At 67.4% G+C, this 20,390-nt stretch carries 15 protein-coding genes and 1 riboswitch; of the genes, 2 read left to right on the top strand and 13 right to left on the bottom strand.

Annotation, left to right across the window (positions count from 1 at the left end):
• Window positions 1-274: 274 nt before the first annotated feature.
• The 10 genes from FDN03_RS10235 to FDN03_RS10190 all read right to left on the bottom strand — a co-directional run bounded on the left by FDN03_RS10235 (window position 275) and on the right by FDN03_RS10190 (window position 14,107).
• Window positions 275-1,357: a tRNA-dihydrouridine synthase gene (locus FDN03_RS10235; RefSeq protein ID WP_283205489.1), complete on the bottom strand. Its 1,083-nt coding sequence runs from the start codon at window positions 1,355-1,357 to the stop codon at window positions 275-277.
• Window positions 1,358-1,471: 114 nt separating this feature from the next.
• On the bottom strand, window positions 1,472-2,800 hold the full coding sequence (gene mgtE, locus FDN03_RS10230) for a magnesium transporter (protein WP_249354493.1): 1,329 nt from the start codon (window positions 2,798-2,800) through the stop codon (window positions 1,472-1,474).
• A gap of 642 nt (window positions 2,801-3,442) precedes the next feature.
• Window positions 3,443-4,852: an L-serine ammonia-lyase gene (locus FDN03_RS10225; protein WP_138176590.1), complete on the bottom strand. Its 1,410-nt coding sequence runs from the start codon at window positions 4,850-4,852 to the stop codon at window positions 3,443-3,445.
• A gap of 177 nt (window positions 4,853-5,029) precedes the next feature.
• A complete protein-coding gene (gene glyA / locus FDN03_RS10220; RefSeq protein ID WP_283205481.1) occupies window positions 5,030-6,352 on the bottom strand; it encodes a serine hydroxymethyltransferase in 1,323 nt (440 codons plus the stop codon).
• Window positions 6,353-6,733, bottom strand: a complete 381-nt coding sequence (gene gcvH, locus FDN03_RS10215) for a glycine cleavage system protein GcvH (RefSeq protein ID WP_138176587.1) — start codon at window positions 6,731-6,733, stop codon at window positions 6,353-6,355.
• Between the two features lie 58 nt (window positions 6,734-6,791).
• Complete coding sequence (gene gcvT, locus FDN03_RS10210; RefSeq protein WP_171021208.1) at window positions 6,792-7,916, bottom strand: glycine cleavage system aminomethyltransferase GcvT; 1,125 nt, start codon at window positions 7,914-7,916, stop codon at window positions 6,792-6,794.
• Between the two features lie 3 nt (window positions 7,917-7,919).
• Window positions 7,920-10,766 carry an aminomethyl-transferring glycine dehydrogenase gene (gcvP, locus tag FDN03_RS10205; RefSeq protein WP_138176585.1) on the bottom strand — a complete coding sequence of 949 codons (2,847 nt, stop codon included), beginning with the start codon at window positions 10,764-10,766 and terminating at the stop codon, window positions 7,920-7,922.
• A gap of 162 nt (window positions 10,767-10,928) precedes the next feature.
• Window positions 10,929-11,026: riboswitch (glycine riboswitch) on the bottom strand.
• Window positions 11,027-11,154: 128 nt separating this feature from the next.
• Window positions 11,155-11,937, bottom strand: coding sequence for an SGNH/GDSL hydrolase family protein (locus FDN03_RS10200; protein ID WP_171021207.1), 783 nt, complete (start codon window positions 11,935-11,937; stop codon window positions 11,155-11,157).
• On the bottom strand, window positions 11,937-13,085 hold the full coding sequence (locus FDN03_RS10195; RefSeq protein ID WP_138176582.1) for a serine hydrolase domain-containing protein: 1,149 nt from the start codon (window positions 13,083-13,085) through the stop codon (window positions 11,937-11,939). The genes FDN03_RS10200 and FDN03_RS10195 overlap by 1 nt, the downstream gene beginning before the upstream one ends.
• Window positions 13,086-13,096: 11 nt before the next feature.
• Window positions 13,097-14,107: an RNase H family protein gene (locus FDN03_RS10190; RefSeq protein WP_138176579.1), complete on the bottom strand. Its 1,011-nt coding sequence runs from the start codon at window positions 14,105-14,107 to the stop codon at window positions 13,097-13,099.
• 175 nt (window positions 14,108-14,282) lie between these two features.
• On the opposite strand from FDN03_RS10190, the gene FDN03_RS10185 reads away from it, so the two are divergent.
• Window positions 14,283-15,845, top strand: coding sequence for an HNH endonuclease signature motif containing protein (locus FDN03_RS10185; RefSeq protein ID WP_171021206.1), 1,563 nt, complete (start codon window positions 14,283-14,285; stop codon window positions 15,843-15,845).
• 25 nt (window positions 15,846-15,870) lie between these two features.
• Here the strand turns inward: FDN03_RS10185 and FDN03_RS10180 are convergent, their stop codons facing one another.
• Both FDN03_RS10180 and FDN03_RS10175 read right to left on the bottom strand, forming a co-directional pair.
• Entirely contained in the window at window positions 15,871-16,980 is a 1,110-nt protein-coding gene (locus FDN03_RS10180) for a glutathione S-transferase C-terminal domain-containing protein (RefSeq protein ID WP_138176573.1), read from the bottom strand.
• A 245-nt stretch (window positions 16,981-17,225) separates the two neighbouring features.
• Window positions 17,226-17,801 carry an NAD(P)H-dependent oxidoreductase gene (locus tag FDN03_RS10175; protein WP_138176570.1) on the bottom strand — a complete coding sequence of 192 codons (576 nt, stop codon included), beginning with the start codon at window positions 17,799-17,801 and terminating at the stop codon, window positions 17,226-17,228.
• A 139-nt stretch (window positions 17,802-17,940) separates the two neighbouring features.
• On the opposite strand from FDN03_RS10175, the gene FDN03_RS10170 reads away from it, so the two are divergent.
• Window positions 17,941-18,432 carry a MarR family winged helix-turn-helix transcriptional regulator gene (locus FDN03_RS10170; protein WP_138176567.1) on the top strand — a complete coding sequence of 164 codons (492 nt, stop codon included), beginning with the start codon at window positions 17,941-17,943 and terminating at the stop codon, window positions 18,430-18,432.
• On the opposite strand, the gene FDN03_RS10165 is transcribed toward FDN03_RS10170, so the two are convergent.
• The gene (locus FDN03_RS10165) at window positions 18,422-20,272 is read right to left on the bottom strand and encodes an ABC transporter ATP-binding protein (protein WP_138176564.1); all 1,851 of its coding nucleotides are present in this window, start codon (window positions 20,270-20,272) and stop codon (window positions 18,422-18,424) included. The genes FDN03_RS10170 and FDN03_RS10165 overlap by 11 nt on opposite strands.
• Window positions 20,273-20,390: the final 118 nt, after the last annotated feature.

Here is a 20,390-nt window from a genome sequence, read left to right as displayed (position 1 = left end):
CCCAGCGAAGCATCTGCCAAAACAGTGCTCCAAGAGCCGGTCTTTCGATAGAGCGAAGCGTCGATTCCATTAGAATCCGCGCGCAGTGCCATGCTGACTCCCTTCCGCACGCGACCGTTGCAGTCGCGCAGCGACTAGATCCGTGTGACTAACCTAACACCCCAAGTGGTTCCCCGGAAGAGGTGCGGCTCATCAGCTGGTGTCTTGCCAGTCTGCCCCATCGCAACGGATCATGGCACCGCAGAAGACCGGTTCTGCGGTGCCTTTGAGGGAACTACCAGCGCCCGCGCCAGTAATGCGGTGGGATGGCAGGTTCGGCCTGTAGGGTGTGCGCGGCGCGGTTGGCCCACTGCGGGTCGCCCAGCGCGGCCCGTCCGATGCTCACCCCGTCCGCAGCGCCGGTGACCAGGACCTGTTCGGCCTGCACCGGGTCGGTAATCGCCCCGACGGCGGTGACGAACGCGTCCTGCGGCAGCCCCTGGCGCACGGCGGCGGCCAGCGGCACCTGGTAGCCCGGGCCGCTGGGGCCGTGGAAGGCGCCGATCCCGGCACTGGAGACGTCAAAGGCCCGCACCCCCATCTGGTACAGCTCCCCGGCCAGGCGCACCGTGTCCGCAATCCCCCAGCCCTGCGGCACCCAGTCCTCCCCGGAGAAGCGGATGCCCAGCACCTTCTCCTGCGGCCAGACCTCGGCCACCGCCTGCACCACCTGCTTCAGGTAGCGCACCCGGTTCTCGTAGCTGCCGCCGTACTCGTCGGTGCGCGTATTGGACAGCGGGGAGAGGAACTGGTGGATCAGGTAGCCGTGGGCGGCGTGGATCTGGATCGCGTCGAACCCGGCAACGTCGGCCCGCTGCGCGGCCGCCGCCCAGTCGCGCACCGAACGCTGGATCTGCTCGATGCTCATTGCGGTGGACGGGGCCAGCCCGTAGAGGTCAGAGGGGCTGGAGGTATAGGTCTGCCAGCCGCCGTCCTGCTCGCCGATGCTGCCGGTCTTGCCGTCCTTCGCCGGGCCGGGCAGCCAGGCGTAGGTGGAGGCCTTCGCCCCGGCGTGGGCCAGCTGCACGCTGATCTTCGCGCCGTGGGAGTGGACGTAGTCCACGATCGGCGCCCAGGCCCGCTCCTGTTCGTTGTTCCACAGCCCGGAATCCCGATCCGAGATCCGCCCCTCGGCGGCGACCGCGGTGGCCTCGGTGTGGATCAGGGAGAACCCGCCGTGGGCCATCGAGCCCAGGTGCACCAGCTGCCAGCTGGTGGGCACCCCGTCGCGGGCGTCGACCGCGTACTGGCACATCGGGGCCAGCACCACGCGGTTGCGCAGCTCAAGGCCCTGCCCGTCGCGGGTGGGAATGGTGATGGGGGTAAAGAGTTAGCTTTGCGCCATGCTAGGTGTGACACCGCGGCCGGCGGCATTATTCCGTCCCGCACACGCTTGGCGTCCAAATGTTGGCGGTGTCACACCCCAGCGCCGCTACATCCCGCCGAAGTTTTGCACCACGCTCATGGCGACGCTGAAGTACACGACCAGCCCGGCCGCATCGACGAACGTGGAGATGAACGGGTTGGAGAACACCGCCGGATCCACCCGCAGCAGCTTGCCGATGATCGGCATGATCCCACCCACCGCCGCGGCGATCGTGCACAACGCCACCAGGGTGACGCCGATGATCAGCGCCACCTGCAGGTCAAAGACCAGGCTGGCGATCAGCAGCGCCAGCGAGCCCAGGCACAGCCCCAGGATCCCGCCCACGCGCACCTCGCGCAGCAGCACCCGGCCCAGGTCCGCCACCCGGATGTCCCCGACCGCCAGGGCGCGGGTCACGGTGGTGGCCGCCTGGTTGCCGGTGTTCCCGCCGATGCCCACCACCAGCGGGATGAACAGGCTGAGCACCACCATGGACTCCAGGGTCTCCTCGAAGCTGGAGAGCACCTGCACGGTCAGGGTCGCGCCGATGCCCAGCACCAGCAGCCACACCAGCCGGGACTTGACCAGTGAGCGGATCGGGGTGGTCAGGTAGGGGCGGCGCAGCGGCTCGGTGCCGGCTCCGCGCGCCGAGCGCTCCTCTTCCTCCAGGTCGATCAGCCGGATGGCATCGTCGATGGTCAGCACCCCCACGACCCGTTCCTCCAGATCCAGCACGGGCATGACCATCACCCGGGTGTCGATGGTGCGCCGCGCAGCGACCGCCACCGGTTCGTTGGCGGTGGCGGTGTAGGGCTCGCTGGCCAGTTCGCCGACCAGCTGCTCATCATCGGCCCCCATCAGTTCACGCAGGCTGACCACCCCGACCAGGCGCCGCGCGCCGTCGGTGATCAGCACGGTGTAGATGCTTTCCACATCGTCCATGACCCGGTGGATGCGCCGCATCGTCTGGGCGACGCTGAGACCGGGGTGGGTGGTGACGAAGTTCGGGCTCATCACGTGGCCCACCACCCCGGAGGAGTAGCCCAGCAGCACATTGGTTTCACGCCGTTCACGCTCCCCCAGGCCCTGCAGCAGTTTCGCGGCGACCTGGGCGGGAAGCTCATCCAGCAGCGCCACCCGGTCATCGGGGTCCATCGCGGCAAAGACCTCGGTGACCGGGTGGCCCTGCATGGCCTCGAGCAGTTCGGCCTGCACGGGGGCGTCGAGCATCTCGAAGACGTCCATGGCCCGGTCCTTGTGCAGCATCCGGTAGGCGATCGCCGAGTCCTTCAGCGGCAGGCTTTCCAGGTGCTCAAGCACCTCGGGGACCTCCAGGGTGTCCAGCACCCGGGACAGTTCGGCCATGTCGCGCTCGTCAATGGCGCGACGGATCATACGGGAAGTAGTTGAGAAATCTACCTTGTCGGTGGTGTTCACTGGCATCAGTCCAAACACGGTTCAGGGGCGCGCCGAGACCCGCCCTTCCGCAGATTTCCGCGGGCTTTTGCAGGAAGCCCGGGACGAAGCCCGCTTCTTGGATGCGGGGATAAATCTACTGGTCAGGCAGCTGGCGCGCTGGCGAATGGGGTCATGGTCGCGAGACCCCCGTGCATGGCTGAGTACTTCCGGGCTAGTGGGCCAGGAACAAAGTGGGAACGGAGGTTCGCGTGGTGGTAGATCGACTTGGTCCGTCTTCCATGCGGTTCACCTCCTGGATTGGTCGGGGATCGGCACCCCGGAACGTATCCTTACCTTTTAGTTCTATCACCGAACGGTTGCTTTCCCGAATCGGTGCCGCGAATCTCACAGCCCGTGACGCCCCGGCAGGGCCGCATTCGGTGGAACGCTGCCAGGCATCGGACGATGCCGGGTGAGCGCTTTACAGGTGGGCCCCATTAATGACGGCGCGGTCAAGGGGTGTTTCTCCCGTCCCGGGGCTCACCGCGTTAAAGGACAACGGGTGGCGGAGCATTCCGCCACCCGTTGGGTGTCCGCGGCCGCCGGCGGTGGTGCCCGCCGCGGCTCAGGCGTCGGCGATCAGCATTCGACGACGTTGACGGCCAGGCCGCCCATCGCGGTTTCCTTGTACTTGTCGCTCATGTCCTTGCCGGTTTCGCGCATCGTGATGATCACTTCGTCCAGCGTCACGTGATGCTGCCCGTCGCCCATCAGGGCCATCTTCGCGGCGTTCACCGCCTTGGAGGCGGCGATCGCGTTGCGTTCGATGCACGGTATCTGCACCAGTCCCCCGATCGGGTCGCAGGTCAGACCAAGGTTGTGTTCCATGGCGATCTCCGCGGCGTTCTCCACCTGGGCGGGGGTGCCGCCCAGCACCTCCGCCAGGCCGCCGGCGGCCATGGAGGAAGCCGAACCGACCTCACCCTGGCAGCCGACCTCTGCCCCGGAGATGGAGGCCTGCTCCTTGTAGAGCACGCCGATGGCCCCGGCGGTGAGCAGGAACTTGACCACGGCCTCGTGCTTTTCCTCCTCGTTCCAGAACTTGGCGCCCGGAGCGTAATGGGTGGCGTAGAACAGGACGGCTGGGATGATGCCGGCGGCCCCGTTGGTCGGGGCGGTGACCACCCGGCCACCGGAGGCGTTTTCCTCGTTGACGGCCAGCGCCACGAGGTTGATCCATTCCTGCCAGTAGACCGGGTCGCGGTCCTTGTCTTCCTTGCGCAGCCGGGCATGCCATTCCGGCGCGCGGCGGCGGACGTTCAGCCCACCGGGCAGCACCCCGGTGCGTTCCAGCGCCGAGTCCTTGCACTGTTCCATGACGTTGTAGATGTGCACCAGCCCGGAGTAGATTTCCTCCCGGGTGCGCCAGGTTTCCTCGTTGGCGAGCATGATCTGGGCGATCGACTTGCCGGTCTCGGCGCAGTAGTCCAGCAGCTGCGCGGCGGTGGTGAACGGGTAGGGCTGGGCCTTGACCTTTTCCTCGAGGTTTTTCTCGATCCGTTCCTCGGCGCCGTCCTTGACGATGAACCCGCCGCCCACCGAGTAGAAGGTCTCCTCCAGCAGCGTTTCACCGCTGGCGTCCAGCGCCGCGAATTTCACGCCGTTGGTGTGCCGGGGCAGGATGGTCAGCGGGTGTTGGATCATGTCGGGCACCGAGTAGGCGATGTCCTTGCGGGAGCCGAGCTGCTCGGCCAGGCGCAGCGGTGCGCCGGATTCGATGTCGGCCAGGCGCTCATCGACCTGTGCGGGCAGAATGCTTTCCGGCTCGTAGCCCTCCAGCCCCAGCAGGATGGCGGTGAAGGTGCCGTGTCCCCGCCCGGTGGCAGCCAGCGAACCGTAGACATCAACCCGCACGGTTTCCAGCTGCTCCAGGTATCCCTTGTTCACGACATGGGAGATGAAGGCATGGGCCGCGCGCATCGGGCCCACGGTGTGGCTGGATGAGGGGCCGATACCCACAGAAAACAAATCAAAGACGCTGATTGCCATCGCAGATCACTTCCTTAGGTATAACGAGACCGGCCGGGCCGGCCCTAAATAGGTGCGGGTTCCAGGACTCGGCCTGGAAGACCCGCGGTGTGGGAACGCGAAGTTCCCGTGATGACGAAGGGTCCGGAAAGTGCGTCCAGCGCACTTCCCGGACCCCTCATCGGGTGTTACCGGGTGTTACTTGGACACCTTCGGCAGCTCCGGGTAGAGCGGGTGGGCCGCAGCCAAATCCAGCACCCGCTGCTTCAACTCCCCAAGCTTGCCCGTACTACCCTCCACACCAGCAATCAACGTCTGCGCAATAACCTCAGCCACCTCAGCAAACGCCTCCTCCGAGAAACCACGCGTCGCCAACGCCGGGGTACCGATCCGCAACCCCGAAGTCACCATCGGCGGACGCGGGTCGAACGGCACCGCATTACGGTTCACCGTGATCTCCACCTGCGCCAACAAATCCTCGGCCTGCTGGCCATCGAGCTCGCTGTTGCGCAGATCAACCAACACCAGATGCACATCAGTGCCGCCGGTCAGCACGCTGATACCCTTGGCCTCGACATCGGCCTGGGTCAAACGCTCCGCCAGAATCCGCGCCCCAGCCAAGGTCCGCTCCTGGCGTTCCTTGAACTCTTCCGACGCGGCGATCTTGAACGCCACCGCCTTGCCCGCGATCACATGCTCCAACGGCCCACCCTGCTGACCCGGGAACACCGCCGAGTTCAGCTTCTTGGCAATCTCCGCGTCATTCGACAGGATGATGCCGCCACGCGGACCAGCAAGGGTCTTGTGCGTGGTCGAGGTGACCACATGCGCATGCGGCACCGGCGACGGATGCAACCCCGCAGCCACCAAACCAGCAAAGTGCGCCATGTCCACGAACAGGTACGCACCCACCTTGTCCGCGATCTCACGGAAGCGGGCGAAGTCCAACTGGCGCGGGTACGCCGACCAGCCGGCCACGATCATCTTCGGGGAATGCTCAACCGCCAGACGCTCGACCTCGTCCATGTCCACCAGGTTCGTCGCCTCATCCACCCCATAGGGCACGATGTTGAACAGGCGCCCGGAGAAGTTCAGCTTCATCCCGTGGGTCAAATGCCCACCATGAGCCAAATTCAACCCCAGCACGGTATCCCCCGGACGCACCAGCGCGTGATACACCGACGCGTTGGCCTGCGCCCCCGAATGCGGCTGGACGTTGGCGAACTTCGCCCCGAACAGGTCCTTCACGCGCTCGATGGCCAGAGTCTCGATCACGTCGACCTCTTCACAGCCGCCGTAATAGCGGCGGCCCGGGTAGCCCTCGGCATACTTGTTCGTCAACACCGAACCCTGCGCCTGCATCACCGCCTGCGCCGTGTGGTTCTCCGAGGCAATCATCTCCAGGCCACGCTGCTGACGCGCCAACTCAGCATCAATCCGCGCCGCCACCTCAGGATCAAGCTCACCCAACGACTGGGTCAGCGAGGCGGGGGCCATCGACTGGAAAGTGGTGTTGCCCATTTACTCGACGCTCCCGCCGTTGGCGCTGGCGTAGTCGGCGGCCGAGAGCAGCGGGCCTTCCTCGCTGACCTCGACGGTGAACAGCCAGCCGTTGCCGTACGGGTCCTCGTTCAGGATGGCCGGGTTGTCCACGGCCTCCGAGTTGACCTCGACGATGGTGCCGGTGACCGGGGAGTACAGGTCGGAAACCGACTTGGTCGACTCGACCTCGCCGCAGGTCTCACCGGCGGTGACGGAGTCGCCGACCTCCGGCAGGTCCACGTACACCACGTCGCCCAGGGCATCGGCTGCGACCTGGGTGATGCCGACCTTGGCCGGGCTGGAGTCGTCAATCCACTCGTGCTCGGCCGAGTAGCGCAGGCTTGAAAGAACTTTACTCATGATGGTTCCTCTCCGAAGGGAATCAATGGGCGCTGTGCGACGCCCGTCGGTATCAACGTTACTTGGCGCGGGTGTAGAACGGCAGTTCGACAACTTCAAATGGCAAAGTCTTACCGCGCAGCTCCACTTCGAGCTGCGTGCCGACTTCACTGTGCGCAACATCCACGTAACCCAGCGCCACCGGGTAGCCCAGGGTTGGCGAGGGCAGGCCGGAAGTGATCTCGCCGATGACCTGCCCGTCCTTCAGGATCGGGTAGCCGGCTCGCCCGGCCCGCTTGCCCAGGCCCTTCAGGCCCACCAGCTTGCGGGCGGTGCCGTTGGCGCGCACCTCTTCCAGGGCCTGGCGGCCGATGAAGTTCTCCTCCTTCTTGAAGGAGACCACCGGGCCCAGGTTCGCCTCGAACGGGTTGCGTTCGGTGGACAGCTCGTTGCCGTACAGCGGCATGCCGGCCTCCAGGCGCAGCGAGTCGCGGGCGGCCAGCCCGCAGGGCACCAGCTCGTGGTCCTTGCCGATCTGCACGATCTGCTCCCACAGGCCTTCGGCGTCCTCGTTCGCGATGATCAGCTCGAAGCCGTCCTCACCGGTGTACCCGGTACGGGCCAGGATGGTGTCCACCCCACCCAGAGCCAGGCGGGCGGCGGAATAGTACTTCATCTCCTCCACGACGCTTGCGCCGGCCTCGTCGGCGGCCAGCGCCTTGACGATGGCCTGCGCGTTCGGGCCCTGCACGGCGATCAACGAGGTTTCGGCGGTGACGTCCTGGACGGTGGCGTCAAAGCCCTTGGCGCGTTCGGCCAGTTCGCGGGCGACCAGTGCGGCGTTGCCGGCGTTCGGCACGACCAGGAACTTCTCCTCCTCCAGGCGGTAGACGATCAGGTCATCGAGGATTCCGCCGGCCTCGTTGAGGATCAGCGAGTACTTCGCCTTGCCCAGCTTCACCACCCCGAGGTTCCCTGCCAGGGCGGTGTTCAGCGCGGTGGCGGCCTGCGGGCCGCTGACCCACACCTCGCCCATGTGGGAGAGGTCGAACAGGCCGGCGGTGGAGCGCACCGCCTTGTGCTCGGCCAGTTCCGAACCGTAGCGCAGCGGCATGTCCCAGCCGCCGAAGTCGGTGAAGTTCGCGCCGAGCTGCTCGTGCTTGGCGTGCAGCACGGTGTGCTTGATGTCAGTCACGGTAGTCATGTCCTAGTCTTCGAAGGCTTCAGGGGCGGGGCAGGAGCAGATCAGGTTGCGGTCGCCGGCGGCGCCGTCGATGCGGCCCACCGGCGGGAAGTACTTGTCCTGCTTCAGGCTCGGCACCGGGAACACGGCCTGCTCGACCGAGTACTTGCGGTCCCACTTGCTGGTGATCACCGCGGCGGCCGCGTGCGGGGCACGGCGCAGCGGCGACTCGGCGACCTCGTACACCCCGGCCAGCACCTCCTCCATTTCCTGGCGGATGGTGATCATCGCCTCGATGAAGCGCTCGATCTCGGCCAGGTCCTCGGACTCGGTGGGCTCCACCATCAGGGTGCCGGCCACCGGGAAGGCCAGGGTCGGGGCGTGGAAGCCGAAGTCGATCAGCCGCTTGGCCACGTCCTCGGCGGTGACCCCGGTCTTGGCGGTCACTTCGCGCAGGTCCAGGATGCACTCGTGGGCGACCAGGTTGCCGTTGCCGGTGAACAGGATCGGGAAGTGCTCGTTCAGCCGGGTGGCGATGTAGTTCGCGGAGAGGATCGCGGTCTTGGTGGCCTGGGTCAGGCCCTCGGCGCCCATCATGGCGATGTACGCCCAGGAGATCGGCAACACGCCGGCCGAACCGAAGGCGGTGGCCACCACCGGCACGCCGTCACGCTCGGTGTAGGCGCCGTTGGCGTCCCCGGGCAGGAACGGCACCAGGTGCTCGGCCACGGCCACCGGGCCCACGCCCGGCCCGCCGCCGCCGTGCGGGATGCAGAAGGTCTTGTGCAGGTTCAGGTGCGAGACGTCGCCCCCGAACTGGCCCGGCTGGGCCAGGCCCACCAGGGCGTTCATGTTCGCCCCGTCGATGTACACCTGACCGCCGGCGGCGTGAATCTTGTCGCACACCTCGCGCACGTCGGTGTCGTACACCCCGTGGGTGGAGGGGTAGGTGATCATGATCGCGGCCAGCACGTCCTTGTTGGCCTCGATCTTCGCGTCCAGGTCGTTCGCGTCGATGGTGCCGTCGGCGGCGGTCTTGACCACCACCACCTTCATGCCGGCCAGCACCGCGGAGGCGGCGTTGGTGCCGTGCGCGGAGGCCGGGATCAGGCAGACGTTGCGCTGCGCCTCGCCACGGGAGGCGTGGTAGCCGCTGATGGCCAGCAGCCCGGCGTACTCGCCCTGCGATCCGGCGTTGGGCTGGATCGAAACCCCGGCGTACCCGGTGATCGCGGTCAGCCGGCCCTCTAGGTCGGCGATCAGCTCACGCCAGCCAATGGACTGCTCGGCCGGGACGAACGGGTGGATGCCGGCGAATTCGGGCCAGGTGATGGATTCCATCTCGGCGGCCGAGTTCAGCTTCATGGTGCACGAGCCCAGCGGGATCATGGTGCGGTCCAGCGCCAGGTCGCGGTCCGACAGGCGACGCAGGTAGCGCATCATCTGGGTTTCGGAGGTGATGGTGTTGAAGATCGGGTGGGTCAGGTAGTCGCTGGTGCGCACCATCGCCTCGGGGATCTCAAAGCCCTCGGGGGCGCTGAGCTGCACGCCGAACACCTCGGCCAGGGCGGCGATGTGCGCGCTGGTGGTGGTTTCGTCGGTGGAGACGCCCACCTGGGTGTCGCTGACCTTGCGTAGGTTGATCCCGGCCAGGGAGGCCTGGGCCAGCACGGCGGAGGCGTCCTGCACGTTGACCACCACGGTGTCGAAGAACGATTCGGCGGCCAGGGTGTAGCCCCCGGCGATCAGCGAGCTGGCCAGCACCCGGGCGTGGTTGTGGGTGCGGCTGGCGATCTGCTTCAGCCCGGCCGGGCCGTGGTAGACCGCGTACATGGAGGCGCAGATGGCCAGCAGCGCCTGGGCGGTGCAGATGTTGGAGGTCGCCTTCTCGCGGCGGATGTGCTGTTCGCGGGTCTGCAGCGCCAGGCGGTAGGCCGGCAGCCCGGCGTCATCGGTGGACACCCCGACCAGGCGTCCGGGCATGGAACGCTCCATGCCCTTGCCCACGGCCATGTAGGCGGCGTGCGGGCCGCCGAAGAACAGCGGCACCCCGAAGCGCTGGGTGTTGCCCACCGCGATGTCAGCGCCCTGCTCCCCCGGAGGGGTGATCATGGTCAGCGCCAGCAGGTCGGCCACGACGGTGACCATCGCCCCGGCGTCCTTGGCGGCGGCGATGATCTGCTGGTGGTCCACGATCGCGCCGTCGTTGCCCGGCTGCTGCAGCACGATCCCGGAAATCTCGCCCTCGGGCAGCCCGGCGCCCAGATCGGCGATCTCGATCTCGAAGCCCAGCGCCTCGGCGCGGCCCTGCACGACCTTGATGGTCTGCGGGAAGAGGTTCGAATCCAGCACGGTCTTGCCGTTGGCCTTCTTCTTGTTGGCCCGGCGCATCATCAGCACCGCCTCGGCGGCGGCGGAGGACTCATCGAGCAGCGAGGCGTTGGCGATCGGCAGGCCGGTGAGGTCCATGACCATGGTCTGGAAGTTCAGCAGCGCCTCAAGGCGGCCCTGGGAGATTTCCGGCTGGTACGGGGTGTAGGCGGTGTACCAGGCCGGGTTTTCCACGATGTTGCGGCGGATCACCGGCGGGGTGATGGTGTCGTAGAAGCCCTGGCCGATCATCTGGGTCTTGAGCACGTTCTTCGACGCGATGCCGCGCAGGGTGGCGAGCACCTCGGTCTCGCTCAGTGCGGCCGGCAGGTGCAGCGGCTCGCCCTGGCGGATGTCCGCGGGCACCGCGGTGTCGACCAGCTCATCCAGGCTGGAGTACCCCAGGGTCTCGAGCATGGTCTGGATGTCGGATTGACGTGGGCCGATGTGGCGCGAGACGAATTCGCTGCTCGTCGATGGCGAGGTCTGCGTGATGGTCATGGTGCAGGAAACTCCGTGGGATCTGTCAAGGCGCATGCCAATGGAAGGTCGTTTCCCTCCCCATCCCTGTTGTCATACCTGAGAGTTTTACGTAGCCGGCAAACGGATGCGACTACTTGCACCTTCGGTGAACCGGTCAAACCGGCTGCTTTCCAGAGTTGCCTCTTGATGGCGGTACGGTGGCCTGAGAGTTTCCCGGGGAGGAATTGCTCCTTCGGCGCCCTTCCGTGGCGTGGGAGGGTCTCTCCCGCCATCCGTCAGCGGCGTGGATCCCGGGGCCAGCCCCGGAACTCCTCGTTAAGGATAGCCGGTGCGTGGCGGAACCCACAACACCGGCTGTCAGCCGCGCGCCCGGCACAGATGCGCCCGGCGCGCGCAATGCCGCGGGCTACTGCCCGGTGCCCAGCGTGATGTAGTGCGGGTACTTGGCCTGCAGGGTGTCGCCCGAGGAAGTGCCGGTCAGCCGGCGTTTGATCCACGGGGCGAGGTGTTCGCGCGCCCAGCCCAGGTCCTGGCGGATCTTTTCCCCGCGCGAGTTCTCCGGCACCGGGGCCAGCACCGGGGCCGGGATCTGCTCCTGCCAGGCTTCGGGCACCACGCCGTGGGCGCCAAGCACCCCCAGCACGCGCCGGGCCATCATCGTGTGCCCCAGCTCGTTCATGTGCAGCCGGTCCACCGCCCACAGGCGCGGGTCGCTGAATTCGCGCCAGCGCCAGTAGTCGGCGATCATCGCCCCGTGGCGTTCGGCGATGGTGCGCACCAGCTCGTTGTACAGCGCGGTGCGCGGGCGGGTGCGGGAAAACAGGGGCGAGTCGGCCGTGTCGAACCCGGTGAACAGCACCACCTTCGCCCCGGAGTCGGTGAAGCGCTGCACCATGCCCTCATACCCGCGCATCAGCGAGTTGATGTCGACCTTCGGACGCAGGATGTCGTTGCCGCCGGCGTAGATGGTCACCAGGTCCGGCTCCAGGGCCAGGCCCGCCTCCAGCTGCTGGTTGATGACCTGGCGGATCTTCTTGCCGCGGATGGCCAGGTTCGCGTACTGCCAGTCCCCCTGGGCGCATAGCACCTCGGCGACCCGGTCCGCCCACCCGCGCACCTGGTTTGGGCGCAGCTGGTCCACGTCGCCCACCCCTTCGGTGAACGAGTCACCCAGTGCCACGAACTTCATTACTTCTCCTTCGCTTGCAGAATCTGGCGGATCGTTCGGCTGAGCTGGATCCCGGTCGGGTTCTGCGTCTCGCCTTCCGGCCCGGCCGGCAGGTAGGCGACCGCGAGCTTGTGCGCCGGGTCGGCGAACGCGATCGACGAATTCGCCCCGTTGTGCCCGTAGGCGAAGATCGAGCCGTACTCCTGGCCGGGGGTGCCCTTGGTGAACCCCAGCCCGAAGGACTGCGGCTGCCCGCTGATCCGGTCCGGGCCGAAGATCCGTTCGCGGGAGACCTGCGCCCAGGTGTCCGGATCCAGCAGCCCGCGCTCGATACCCAGCTCCGGCACCGGCCCAAAGGAGGCGGCGTAGATCGCCGCCAGGGCCTGGGCGTTGGCCACCCCGCCCAGGCTGGTGGGCCCGGCGGCGCGCACGTTGGGCTTGTTCGCCCACGCCAGCAGCCCGGCCTGGCCGTGGCGCACGCCGTCCACGGCGAACCCCGCCCGCGAGTTCAGCGACATCCCGGACAGTGACAACGGGTCCACGAACGTCTCGGGCGTATTGGTGATCAGGGTGGGGCGGAAGCGCGGCTCCAGCTCGGCGGGTTGGCCGATGTAGGCGTCCACGCCCAGCGGCCGGCGGATGCGCTGTTCAAAGATCTGCTGCAGCTCCTGTCCGCTGACCCGGCGCACCAGTTCCTCCATCAAGGTGCCCATGCTCAGCGAGTGGTAGCCCACGATGTGCTGGCTCAGCGGCCAGTAGCTGGGGATCTGGGCCAGCATCCCGGCCAGCCGGCGCGAGTCCAGCAGGACCTCCTCCGGAACCCCGCCGGGCACCCCCAGCACCCCGGCCTGATGGCTGAGCAGCTGCCCGACGGTAACCTGCTCCTTGCCGGCGACCGCGAATTCGGGCCAGTAGCGCCCCACCGGGGCCTCGGGGTCCAATTTGCCCTCCTGCACCAGCAACGCGATGACCAGCGACCCCAGCCCCTTGGTCACCGAGTAGATGCAGGTCAGCGCGTCCCCGGCCAGGTAATCTCCGGCGGTGTGGCTGAGCACCAGTTCCCCGCGGTGGTAGACGGCCAACTGGGCGCAGAATTCGGTACCCTGCCCGGCCCGCTCATCGAGCTGCGCGGCCAGCTCGGCGAACTGCTCGGTGATCACTTGTTTCATGGTTTCCGATCCTATCGCGGCTGTTCGGCGGTTTCCTGCCGGAAGCGCAGCTTCCAACCCTGCTCGGTCTGCTGCCACCAGGAGGAGCACACCAGCGTCGCCGACCCGTCGGCCGGCTTCATCCGGTAGGCGAGCAGCACCAGGTCATCGGCCAGCGCGTGGGCGGTGAGCAGCTGGGTGGGACCGGTGGCCGGCAGCCGCTGCCCGGAGTCGAGCACCTGCTGCACGGTGGCCACGTCCAGCAGCCCGCCGTGGCGGCTGACCTCCTGGTATCCGGGGTGCAGGAAGTCGACGAACTCCTCAAAGGAGGTGCGCACCTTCCCATCGAGCATCCCCCGCTCCAGGCCGAACACCATGGCGGTGGTTTCCGCTCCGGCCGGCTCCGCCTGGCCCGATGCGGCCAGCTCCCCGGGCGCCGCGGCATGCGACCCGGTGTGCACCGGCGCGGCCTGGCCCGCGCCGGTCTCAGCCTCGGTCTTCGCTGTGGTCCTCGGCCCCGCCGCGGACACCGTCGTGGCCGCCGTCGTGGCCGCAGCCGCCGACCCGGGGGCGGCGTCGCGGGTGAAGCCCGGCCCGTGCGGGACCGGGGCGGAGCGCTGGTGGGCGGTGGCCGCGGCCCGCGCCCGCTCATCGGCCGCCTCGTTCAGCTCATGTCCGGCGTGGCCGCGCACCCATTCGAAGGTGTAGGAACGGTTCTGGATCGCCGCATCCAGCTCCTTGAGGATTTCCTGGTTCATGACCGGCTTGCCGTCGGCCTTCTTCCAGCCGCGCTTCTTCCATCCGGGCATCCACTTGCTGATGCAGTTGATGGCGTACTGCGAATCGCACAGGATCCGCAGCTCCTCGCCCGCCAGGTGCTCGGTGGCCCGAAACAGTTCCAGCACCGCCTGCAGCTCGCCCATGTTGTTGGTTCCGTGGTCCCACCCGCCGGCCGCCCAGTTCTGTTCGTCGATGTACCAGGCCCATCCCGCCGGCCCGGGATTGCCCAGTGCCGATCCGTCCGCTGCAGCAATGATCGTCATGGGTTTAATCCTGCCACGCGGCGCCCACGGTTTCCGATTTGCGCCCCAGCGCGGCACGGGTGCGGCCACGGGTGCGGCGCTGGCACGGCACCGGCAGGACGGCGGCCCGAAAATTGTTATCCACAGATTTGCTTCATCGGCTCCGGCCGCCGGTTTTTGCGGGCATCATCGGGTCATGGCACCAACACTTCCCGGTTCACTCATGGACCGGCTCACCCAGCTGGTCACCGGCGGCGAGGCCGACTCGCCCTCGGGCCGCAGCCTGCGTGTGCTCGCGCTGCTGGATGCCGCCGCCCGCCAGGTGCTTGACGGGCTGGATGATGAGCAACTCACCGCCGCCGAGGCGCTGAGCATGCTGCGGGTGACCGAGTCGCTGCAGCGCAGCGCCACCTATGCCCGGGTGCGGGCGGCCGGTGCGGTGGCGGGCACCGCCGCGCACCGGCTGCAGGCCGACTCGCTCTCCCATGCGCTGGATACCTCCACCATCGAGTTGGCCACCGGGGCGCCGCTGCCGGTCAACGCCAAGATCCCCGCCGCGGCCAAGTCCCGGTTCCGCTCGGAAATTGACCTGGTGGCCCGGGTCATCGACGCGAACTTCTTTGCCGCCAAGGCGCTGGTGCGCACCCACCGCCAGCTGGTGGGCAGCGGCAGCCGTCCGGCCCAGTTCACGCAGCTGTCCAGCCGTTTTGCCGACGCCTCCCAGAACCCGGCCACCGTGGGCGCGGCCGCCGCGAAGCTCGGTTCGCTGCAGCTGTCCGGCGCAAGGCTGCGCGATGCCGAACGCCGGGTGGACGGGGCCGCCGCGCAGGGGCATTCGGCCGTGAAGTCGGAGCTGAAGTCGATCAGCGAGGAGCTCAGCGCCCCGGATCTTGCCGAACGCGAAGCGGTGCATGAACGCTGCGCGGGCCTGCGCTACCGCGGGCTGGGCCCCTACGGCCATGTGTGGGAACTGACCTGCACGACCACGGATCACGAACTGCTGCTGATGACCGCCGACCGCTTGTCCAACCCGAACCTGGCGGCCAACCGGCAAGCCCGGGCTGCGGCCGGCGCCGCCCCCGAAAGCCCGAGCGGAGAGACCAGCGACCCGAGCGCCGTGCGCGCCCGCAAGCTGCTGCGCACGGTCCTGGACATCGTGCGCCAGTCCCTGTTCAGCCCCCGTCCGGCCACCGCCACGCCGCGTGGTCCCGGGGAGCCGACCTCCATCGCGGTACCCAACGGCTCCGGTCTGGTGCTGCCCTCGATGGTCGACCTGCTGGTCACCATCGAATACGACGCACTGCGCGGAATGACGGACGCGGCGGGGCTAACCAGTCACGGCCAGCGGATCAGCGCCAACGAACTGCGTTGCAGCGCCTCCATCGGCGGAATCATCCCGGGAATCCTGGGCGGGGCCGGCGAAGTGCTGGACCTGGGACGACGACGAAGACTCTTCACCATCGGGCAGACCCGCTCGGTGGTGGCCCGAGACCGCGGATGCATCAATCCCGGTTGCACGATGCCGGCTCACCGGTGCGAGGTGAACCACTGCCAGCCCTGGGTGCTGGGTGGGAAAACCAGCGTGGACAATGGATGCCTGCTGTGCAAGTCCTGCCACCTGGCCTTCCACGCCGGATTCCTGAAAATCCGCATGGTCAACGGGGTTCCCTATGTGCTGCAAAGTCCGCAGCAGGATCCGGAGCAAAGATACCGACGCAACTGGGTCTGGCACCCCAACCAGCCGGCATTGGCCGCGTAGGGCCACTACCGGCTGGGGCGTCGGACTAGGCCGGGTAGAGCGGGTTGTGCCCGGCCGGAACCCGCTCCTCCTCCCGCACCGGATCCGGTGCGGTGCCGTCCAGGAACTGGGGACCGTTGGCCAGCGACTCGCGCCCGTGGGGTTCAAGCCACACGGACAGGTCCGGGCCCTTGGGCACGATCTGGGTCGGGTTCACGTCCTCGTGCACGATGTAGTAGTGCTGCTTGATCTGCACGAAGTCGATGGTGTCTCCGAACCCCGGGGTCTGGAACAGGTCCCGCGCGTAGCCCCACAGATTGGGCATCTCGGTGAGCTTGTTGCGGTTGGACTTGAAGTGTCCGTGGTAGACGGCGTCGAAGCGCACCAGGGTCACGAACAGGCGCACATCCGCCTCGGTAATGTGGTCCCCCATCAGATAGCGGCGGGTTTCCAGGCGCTCCTCGAGCTGGTCCAGGGCCGCGAACAGGCGGTCGTAGGCATCCTCATAGGCCTGCTGGTTCCCGGCAAACCCGGCACGATAGACCCCGTTGTTCACCTCGGTGAAGATCAGCTTGATCAGCGGCAGCATTTCCTCCAGCTGCTCACGCGGGAACAGGTTCGGGGCCCCTTCGCGGTGGAACTGCTTCCACTGGGTGGAGAAGTCCCAGGTGATCTGGGGGTAGTCGTTGGTGACCACGCCGCCGGTGGGGATGTCCACAAGCGCCGGCACGGTGATGCCCCGCGGGTAGTCGGCGAAGCGCTTGAGGTAGTTTTCCTGCAGCCGCTCGGTGCCCAGCACCGGGTCGCGGCCATCGGGATCCAGGTCGAAGGACCAGCTGCGGGCGTCGTGGGTGGGCCCGGGCATGCCGACCGAGATCGCGTCTTCCAGGCCCATCAGCCGGCGCACGATCAGGGTGCGGTTCGCCCAGGGGCAGGCGCGTGCCGCGATGAGCCGGTACCGCCCGGCCTCCACGGGCCAGGTTTCGGCGCCCTCGCCCAGCGCGGCGTCCGGGTGGCCGATCTTGCTGTCCGACGGGCCGGTGGCCTGCTCCAGGTCGGTGTCCGCGGCCACGATCCGGTCCTGGATGTAGTTGGTGTCCCGCTTGAACTCGTCGCCGGTCACATAGGTGCCCTTGGTGGAATGTTCCTCGCTCATGATGCCCTCCTGCAATCATTGGTCACGGATGCAGCTCATTGATCACACCCTAACGCGTTGGCATGGCAGCGCAATGAGCGGGGTCGGTGAAAAATGTTAATGCTCGGTGGAAAACGTTAAAGCACTGGCGCGGGGGCGGGGAGGCGCTGCTCCGCGCACTCCCGCGCCGTGCGATGGGTTGTCGGTGTGCCCGCCTTCGCGGCTCGCGGTCGGTGACCGGCTCGCGCGAGGCGGCGTGCCGGCTGCTAGGCGTCGGCCAGGGCCGGCTTGCGCACCGAGTTCATGGCGGTGGTCCAGGCGGCGAGCTGGTCAAACATCGGTTCCACCGAGGTGGCCGAGATCTCGGTCGGGGCGAAGCTGGTGAAGTTCTCAAAGTCGGTGAACAGGGAGAACAGCCCGGTCTTCTGCACGTGGGCGACCTGCAGTTCGGAGAGCATCCCGCGCAGGTGCTCGATCGCGCGGGCGCCCATGGCCGAGCCGTAGCCCACGATGCCGGCGGCCTTGTTGTTCAGCTCCAGGTTCACGTAGCTCAGTGCGTTGGCCAGGGCCGGCTGCACGGAGTGGTTGTACTCGCCGGTGATGAAGATGTAACCGTCGAATTCCTCCAGCTTGGCGGCCCAGGCCTTGGTGTGCTCCTGCTGGTAGTTCTGGTAGGCGGCCGGGAACGGCTCGTCGAGCACCGGCAGGTTGAAGTCCTGGATGTCGACGATTTCATATTCGGCGTCCCCGCGCTGCTGGGCACGCTCCAGCACCCACTGGGCAACGGAGAGGTTCAGGCGTCCGGGGCGGGTGGAGCCGGTAACGATGGCGATCTTGTTCATGTGCTGCTTTCCTCACTGGGTCGAACTGCGCCATCAAATTGACGCGTCATCTATGTTTGCCAAAAACAGAATGCCACGGAATAATTGACGTGTCAACAACATCTAGCATTCCGGGGTTCCGACGAGGAGATGACGGCACATGGCCGAGGAAACGCGCTGGCTCGATGACCAGGAGCAGCGCCTGTGGCGCATCATCCGCGAGTTCCTGTGGCACTTTCCCAGTGCCATGGACCGCCAGCTGATGCGGGATTCAAAGATGCAGTCCGGAGAGTACTCCGTACTGGCCACCCTATCGGAATCCAACTCCAAGCAGCTGCGCCCGGCCGATGTGGCGCGTGAACTGGATTGGGACCGCTCCCGCCTGTCCCACCTGCTGCGCCGAATGGAGAACAAGGGGCTGATCGAACGCTGCACGGACGCCCGCGACGGGCGCGGCAACCTGATCAGCCTGACCGAGCAGGGCTGGCACACCATCCGCACCGCCGCCCCCAGCCACGTGAACTTCATCCGCGAAGCCATCTTCGATCAGCTGGAGGCCGACGAGCGCGAGGTCATCGGCCGCGCCCTGACCCGGATCCTTTCCAACCTCGACGGCCAGCAGCCCGGCGGGCAGCCGGAGGCTAACTGCTGAGCTGGCGCGAGTAGTCGCTGCTGCCCAGCAGCCGGGCAAAGGCCCCGCCGGCGGCAGCCAGCCCATCGAACGAGCCTTCTTCCACCACGCGCCCGGCATCAAGCACCACGATCTTTTCCGCCCGGGCAATGGTGCTCAGCCGGTGGGCGATCAGCAGCGTCGTGCGCCCCTGGGCCAGGCGGTCCAGGGCCCGCTGCACCTGCGCCTCGGTCACGGTATCCAGCGCACTGGTGGCCTCATCGAGCACCAGCACCTTCGGATTGCGCAGCATCGTGCGGGCGATCGCCAGGCGCTGCTGCTCCCCGCCGGAGAAGCGGTGCCCGCGCTGGCCGACCATGGTCTCCAGCCCCTCGGGCAGCGAGGAGATCAGCTCGGCGATCTGTGCATCCTCAAGCACCTGCCACATCTGCTCCTCGGTGGCCTGCGGTGCCGCCCAGGACAGATTCTCGCGGATCGTGCCGTGCAGCAGGTAGCTCTCCTGGGAGACCACCCCCACCACCGCGGCCACATCCTGCGGGTCCAGGGTGCGAAGATCCTGCCCGTCCAGCAGCACCCGGCCGCTGGTGGGATCGGCCAGGCGCGGGATCAGCGAGCCCAGGGTGGACTTGCCCGAGCCGGTGGCCCCGACCACCGCGGTCGTCTGCCCGGCGACCAGTTCCAGGTTGATCCCGCGCAGCGTGTCCTGGTGCCCCTGCGGGTAGCGGAATCCAACGTTCTCCAGACGCACCTGTCCGCGCACCCGCGTCGGCTCCAGGCGCACGGGCCGCTCGGGCAACGGCAGCGCCTGGTCGGTATCCAGGTACTCAAAGACCCGGCTGAACAACGCCAAGGCGGAAACCCACTGCACCGAGACGCTCATCAGCCCCATGACCGGGCGGAAGATCCCGGCCTGCAGCCCGGTGAAGGCCACCAGCGTGCCGATGGTCATCCCGCCGGAGGTGGCCGGCAGCCCGGCGGCCAGGTAGAGCAGCGCCGGCACCACCGCGAAGATCACCGACATGGTGGCCATGCGCCAGCGTCCGGCCAACTGGCTGCGCATTTCCAGGTCGATCAGCCGGGCGCTGGATTCGGAGAAGCGGGCGCTGTCCGCGGCGGTGGTTCCCATCAGCTTGGCCAGGCGCACCCCGGAGATGCTCAGCCGCTCCTCGATCAATGAGGTGAGCGTGGACATTTCGGCCTGCCGCCGGGAGGTGATCCGGCGGCGCAGCTGCGCGACCTGGCGGGCGAGGATGATGGCCAGGGGCAGCACCACCAGGGAGATCAGGCTCAACCGCCAGGAGATGGCGACCATCGCCGCCGCGGTGGCGACCACCGTGGTCAGGTTGGAGGCGATGGTGGTCGCCGAGTTGGTGACCACGGACTGCATCTGGCCCACGTCGTTAATGAGCCGGGACTGCACCTCCCCGGAGCGCGACCGGGTGAAGAACGCCAGCGACTGGCGCTGCAGGTGGCTGAACAGTGAGGTGCGCAGCCCGTGCATGACCTTTTGCCCCATCAGCGTGGCCCGCCAGGTCTGGATCACCCCGAACAGCGCGGTAATCACCGCAACCCCCACCAGCCCGGCGGCACCCAGCACCAGCGCGCGCACGTCCTGCTGCGGAATGGCGTGGTCGATCAGCTCGCGCACGATGAACGGCTGGGCCAGCCCGATCAGCGAGGAGGCTACGATCAGCAGCACCACCACGATCAGCGTGGCGCGGTGCGGGGCGAACAGGGCCCCGATGCGGCGCAGCGAGACCGGGTGCTGCTCAAGCTGGGCGCGGTCCTGGCGCAGCTTGCGTTCGCGGTTGGATCCGCCGGCGCGCTCGGTTCGGGGCGCTGCCCGATGGGTTTGGTTCATGTCCGCCTCCTGGGTGCGGGAAAACTTACCACCCAATAATAACAGAGGTAACCTCACTATGTGGCTGCATCTTGAATTTCTTGGCAGCACTGCCATATTCTGAATCCATGCCCGATGC

Origin of the sequence: Glutamicibacter sp. V16R2B1 (assembly GCF_005774635.1) — a bacterium.
Classification (GTDB): Bacteria; Actinomycetota; Actinomycetes; order Actinomycetales; family Micrococcaceae; genus Glutamicibacter; species Glutamicibacter creatinolyticus.
Note: the sequence above shows the minus strand (reverse complement) of the source record. Positions and strands in the feature narration are given on the sequence as shown.

Bases quoted from the DNA above. Each gene is read 5' to 3' on its own strand.
- FDN03_RS10170 (WP_138176567.1), top strand. From the start codon at position 17,941: ATGGCCGAGGAAACGCGCTGGCTCGATGACCAGGAGCAGCGCCTGTGG.
- gcvP (WP_138176585.1), bottom strand. From the start codon at position 10,766: ATGACCATCACGCAGACCTCGCCATCGACGAGCAGCGAATTCGTCTCG.
- FDN03_RS10195 (WP_138176582.1), bottom strand. From the start codon at position 13,085: ATGAAACAAGTGATCACCGAGCAGTTCGCCGAGCTGGCCGCGCAGCTC.
- FDN03_RS10175 (WP_138176570.1), bottom strand. From the start codon at position 17,801: ATGAACAAGATCGCCATCGTTACCGGCTCCACCCGCCCCGGACGCCTG.
- FDN03_RS10180 (WP_138176573.1), bottom strand. From the start codon at position 16,980: ATGAGCGAGGAACATTCCACCAAGGGCACCTATGTGACCGGCGACGAG.
- FDN03_RS10190 (WP_138176579.1), bottom strand. From the start codon at position 14,107: ATGACGATCATTGCTGCAGCGGACGGATCGGCACTGGGCAATCCCGGG.
- glyA (WP_283205481.1), bottom strand. From the start codon at position 6,352: ATGGGCAACACCACTTTCCAGTCGATGGCCCCCGCCTCGCTGACCCAG.
- FDN03_RS10200 (WP_171021207.1), bottom strand. From the start codon at position 11,937: ATGAAGTTCGTGGCACTGGGTGACTCGTTCACCGAAGGGGTGGGCGAC.
- FDN03_RS10185 (WP_171021206.1), top strand. From the start codon at position 14,283: ATGGCACCAACACTTCCCGGTTCACTCATGGACCGGCTCACCCAGCTG.
- FDN03_RS10225 (WP_138176590.1), bottom strand. From the start codon at position 4,852: ATGGCAATCAGCGTCTTTGATTTGTTTTCTGTGGGTATCGGCCCCTCA.
- mgtE (WP_249354493.1), bottom strand. From the start codon at position 2,800: ATGATCCGTCGCGCCATTGACGAGCGCGACATGGCCGAACTGTCCCGG.
- gcvT (WP_171021208.1), bottom strand. From the start codon at position 7,916: ATGACTACCGTGACTGACATCAAGCACACCGTGCTGCACGCCAAGCAC.
- FDN03_RS10165 (WP_138176564.1), bottom strand. From the start codon at position 20,272: ATGAACCAAACCCATCGGGCAGCGCCCCGAACCGAGCGCGCCGGCGGA.
- gcvH (WP_138176587.1), bottom strand. From the start codon at position 6,733: ATGAGTAAAGTTCTTTCAAGCCTGCGCTACTCGGCCGAGCACGAGTGG.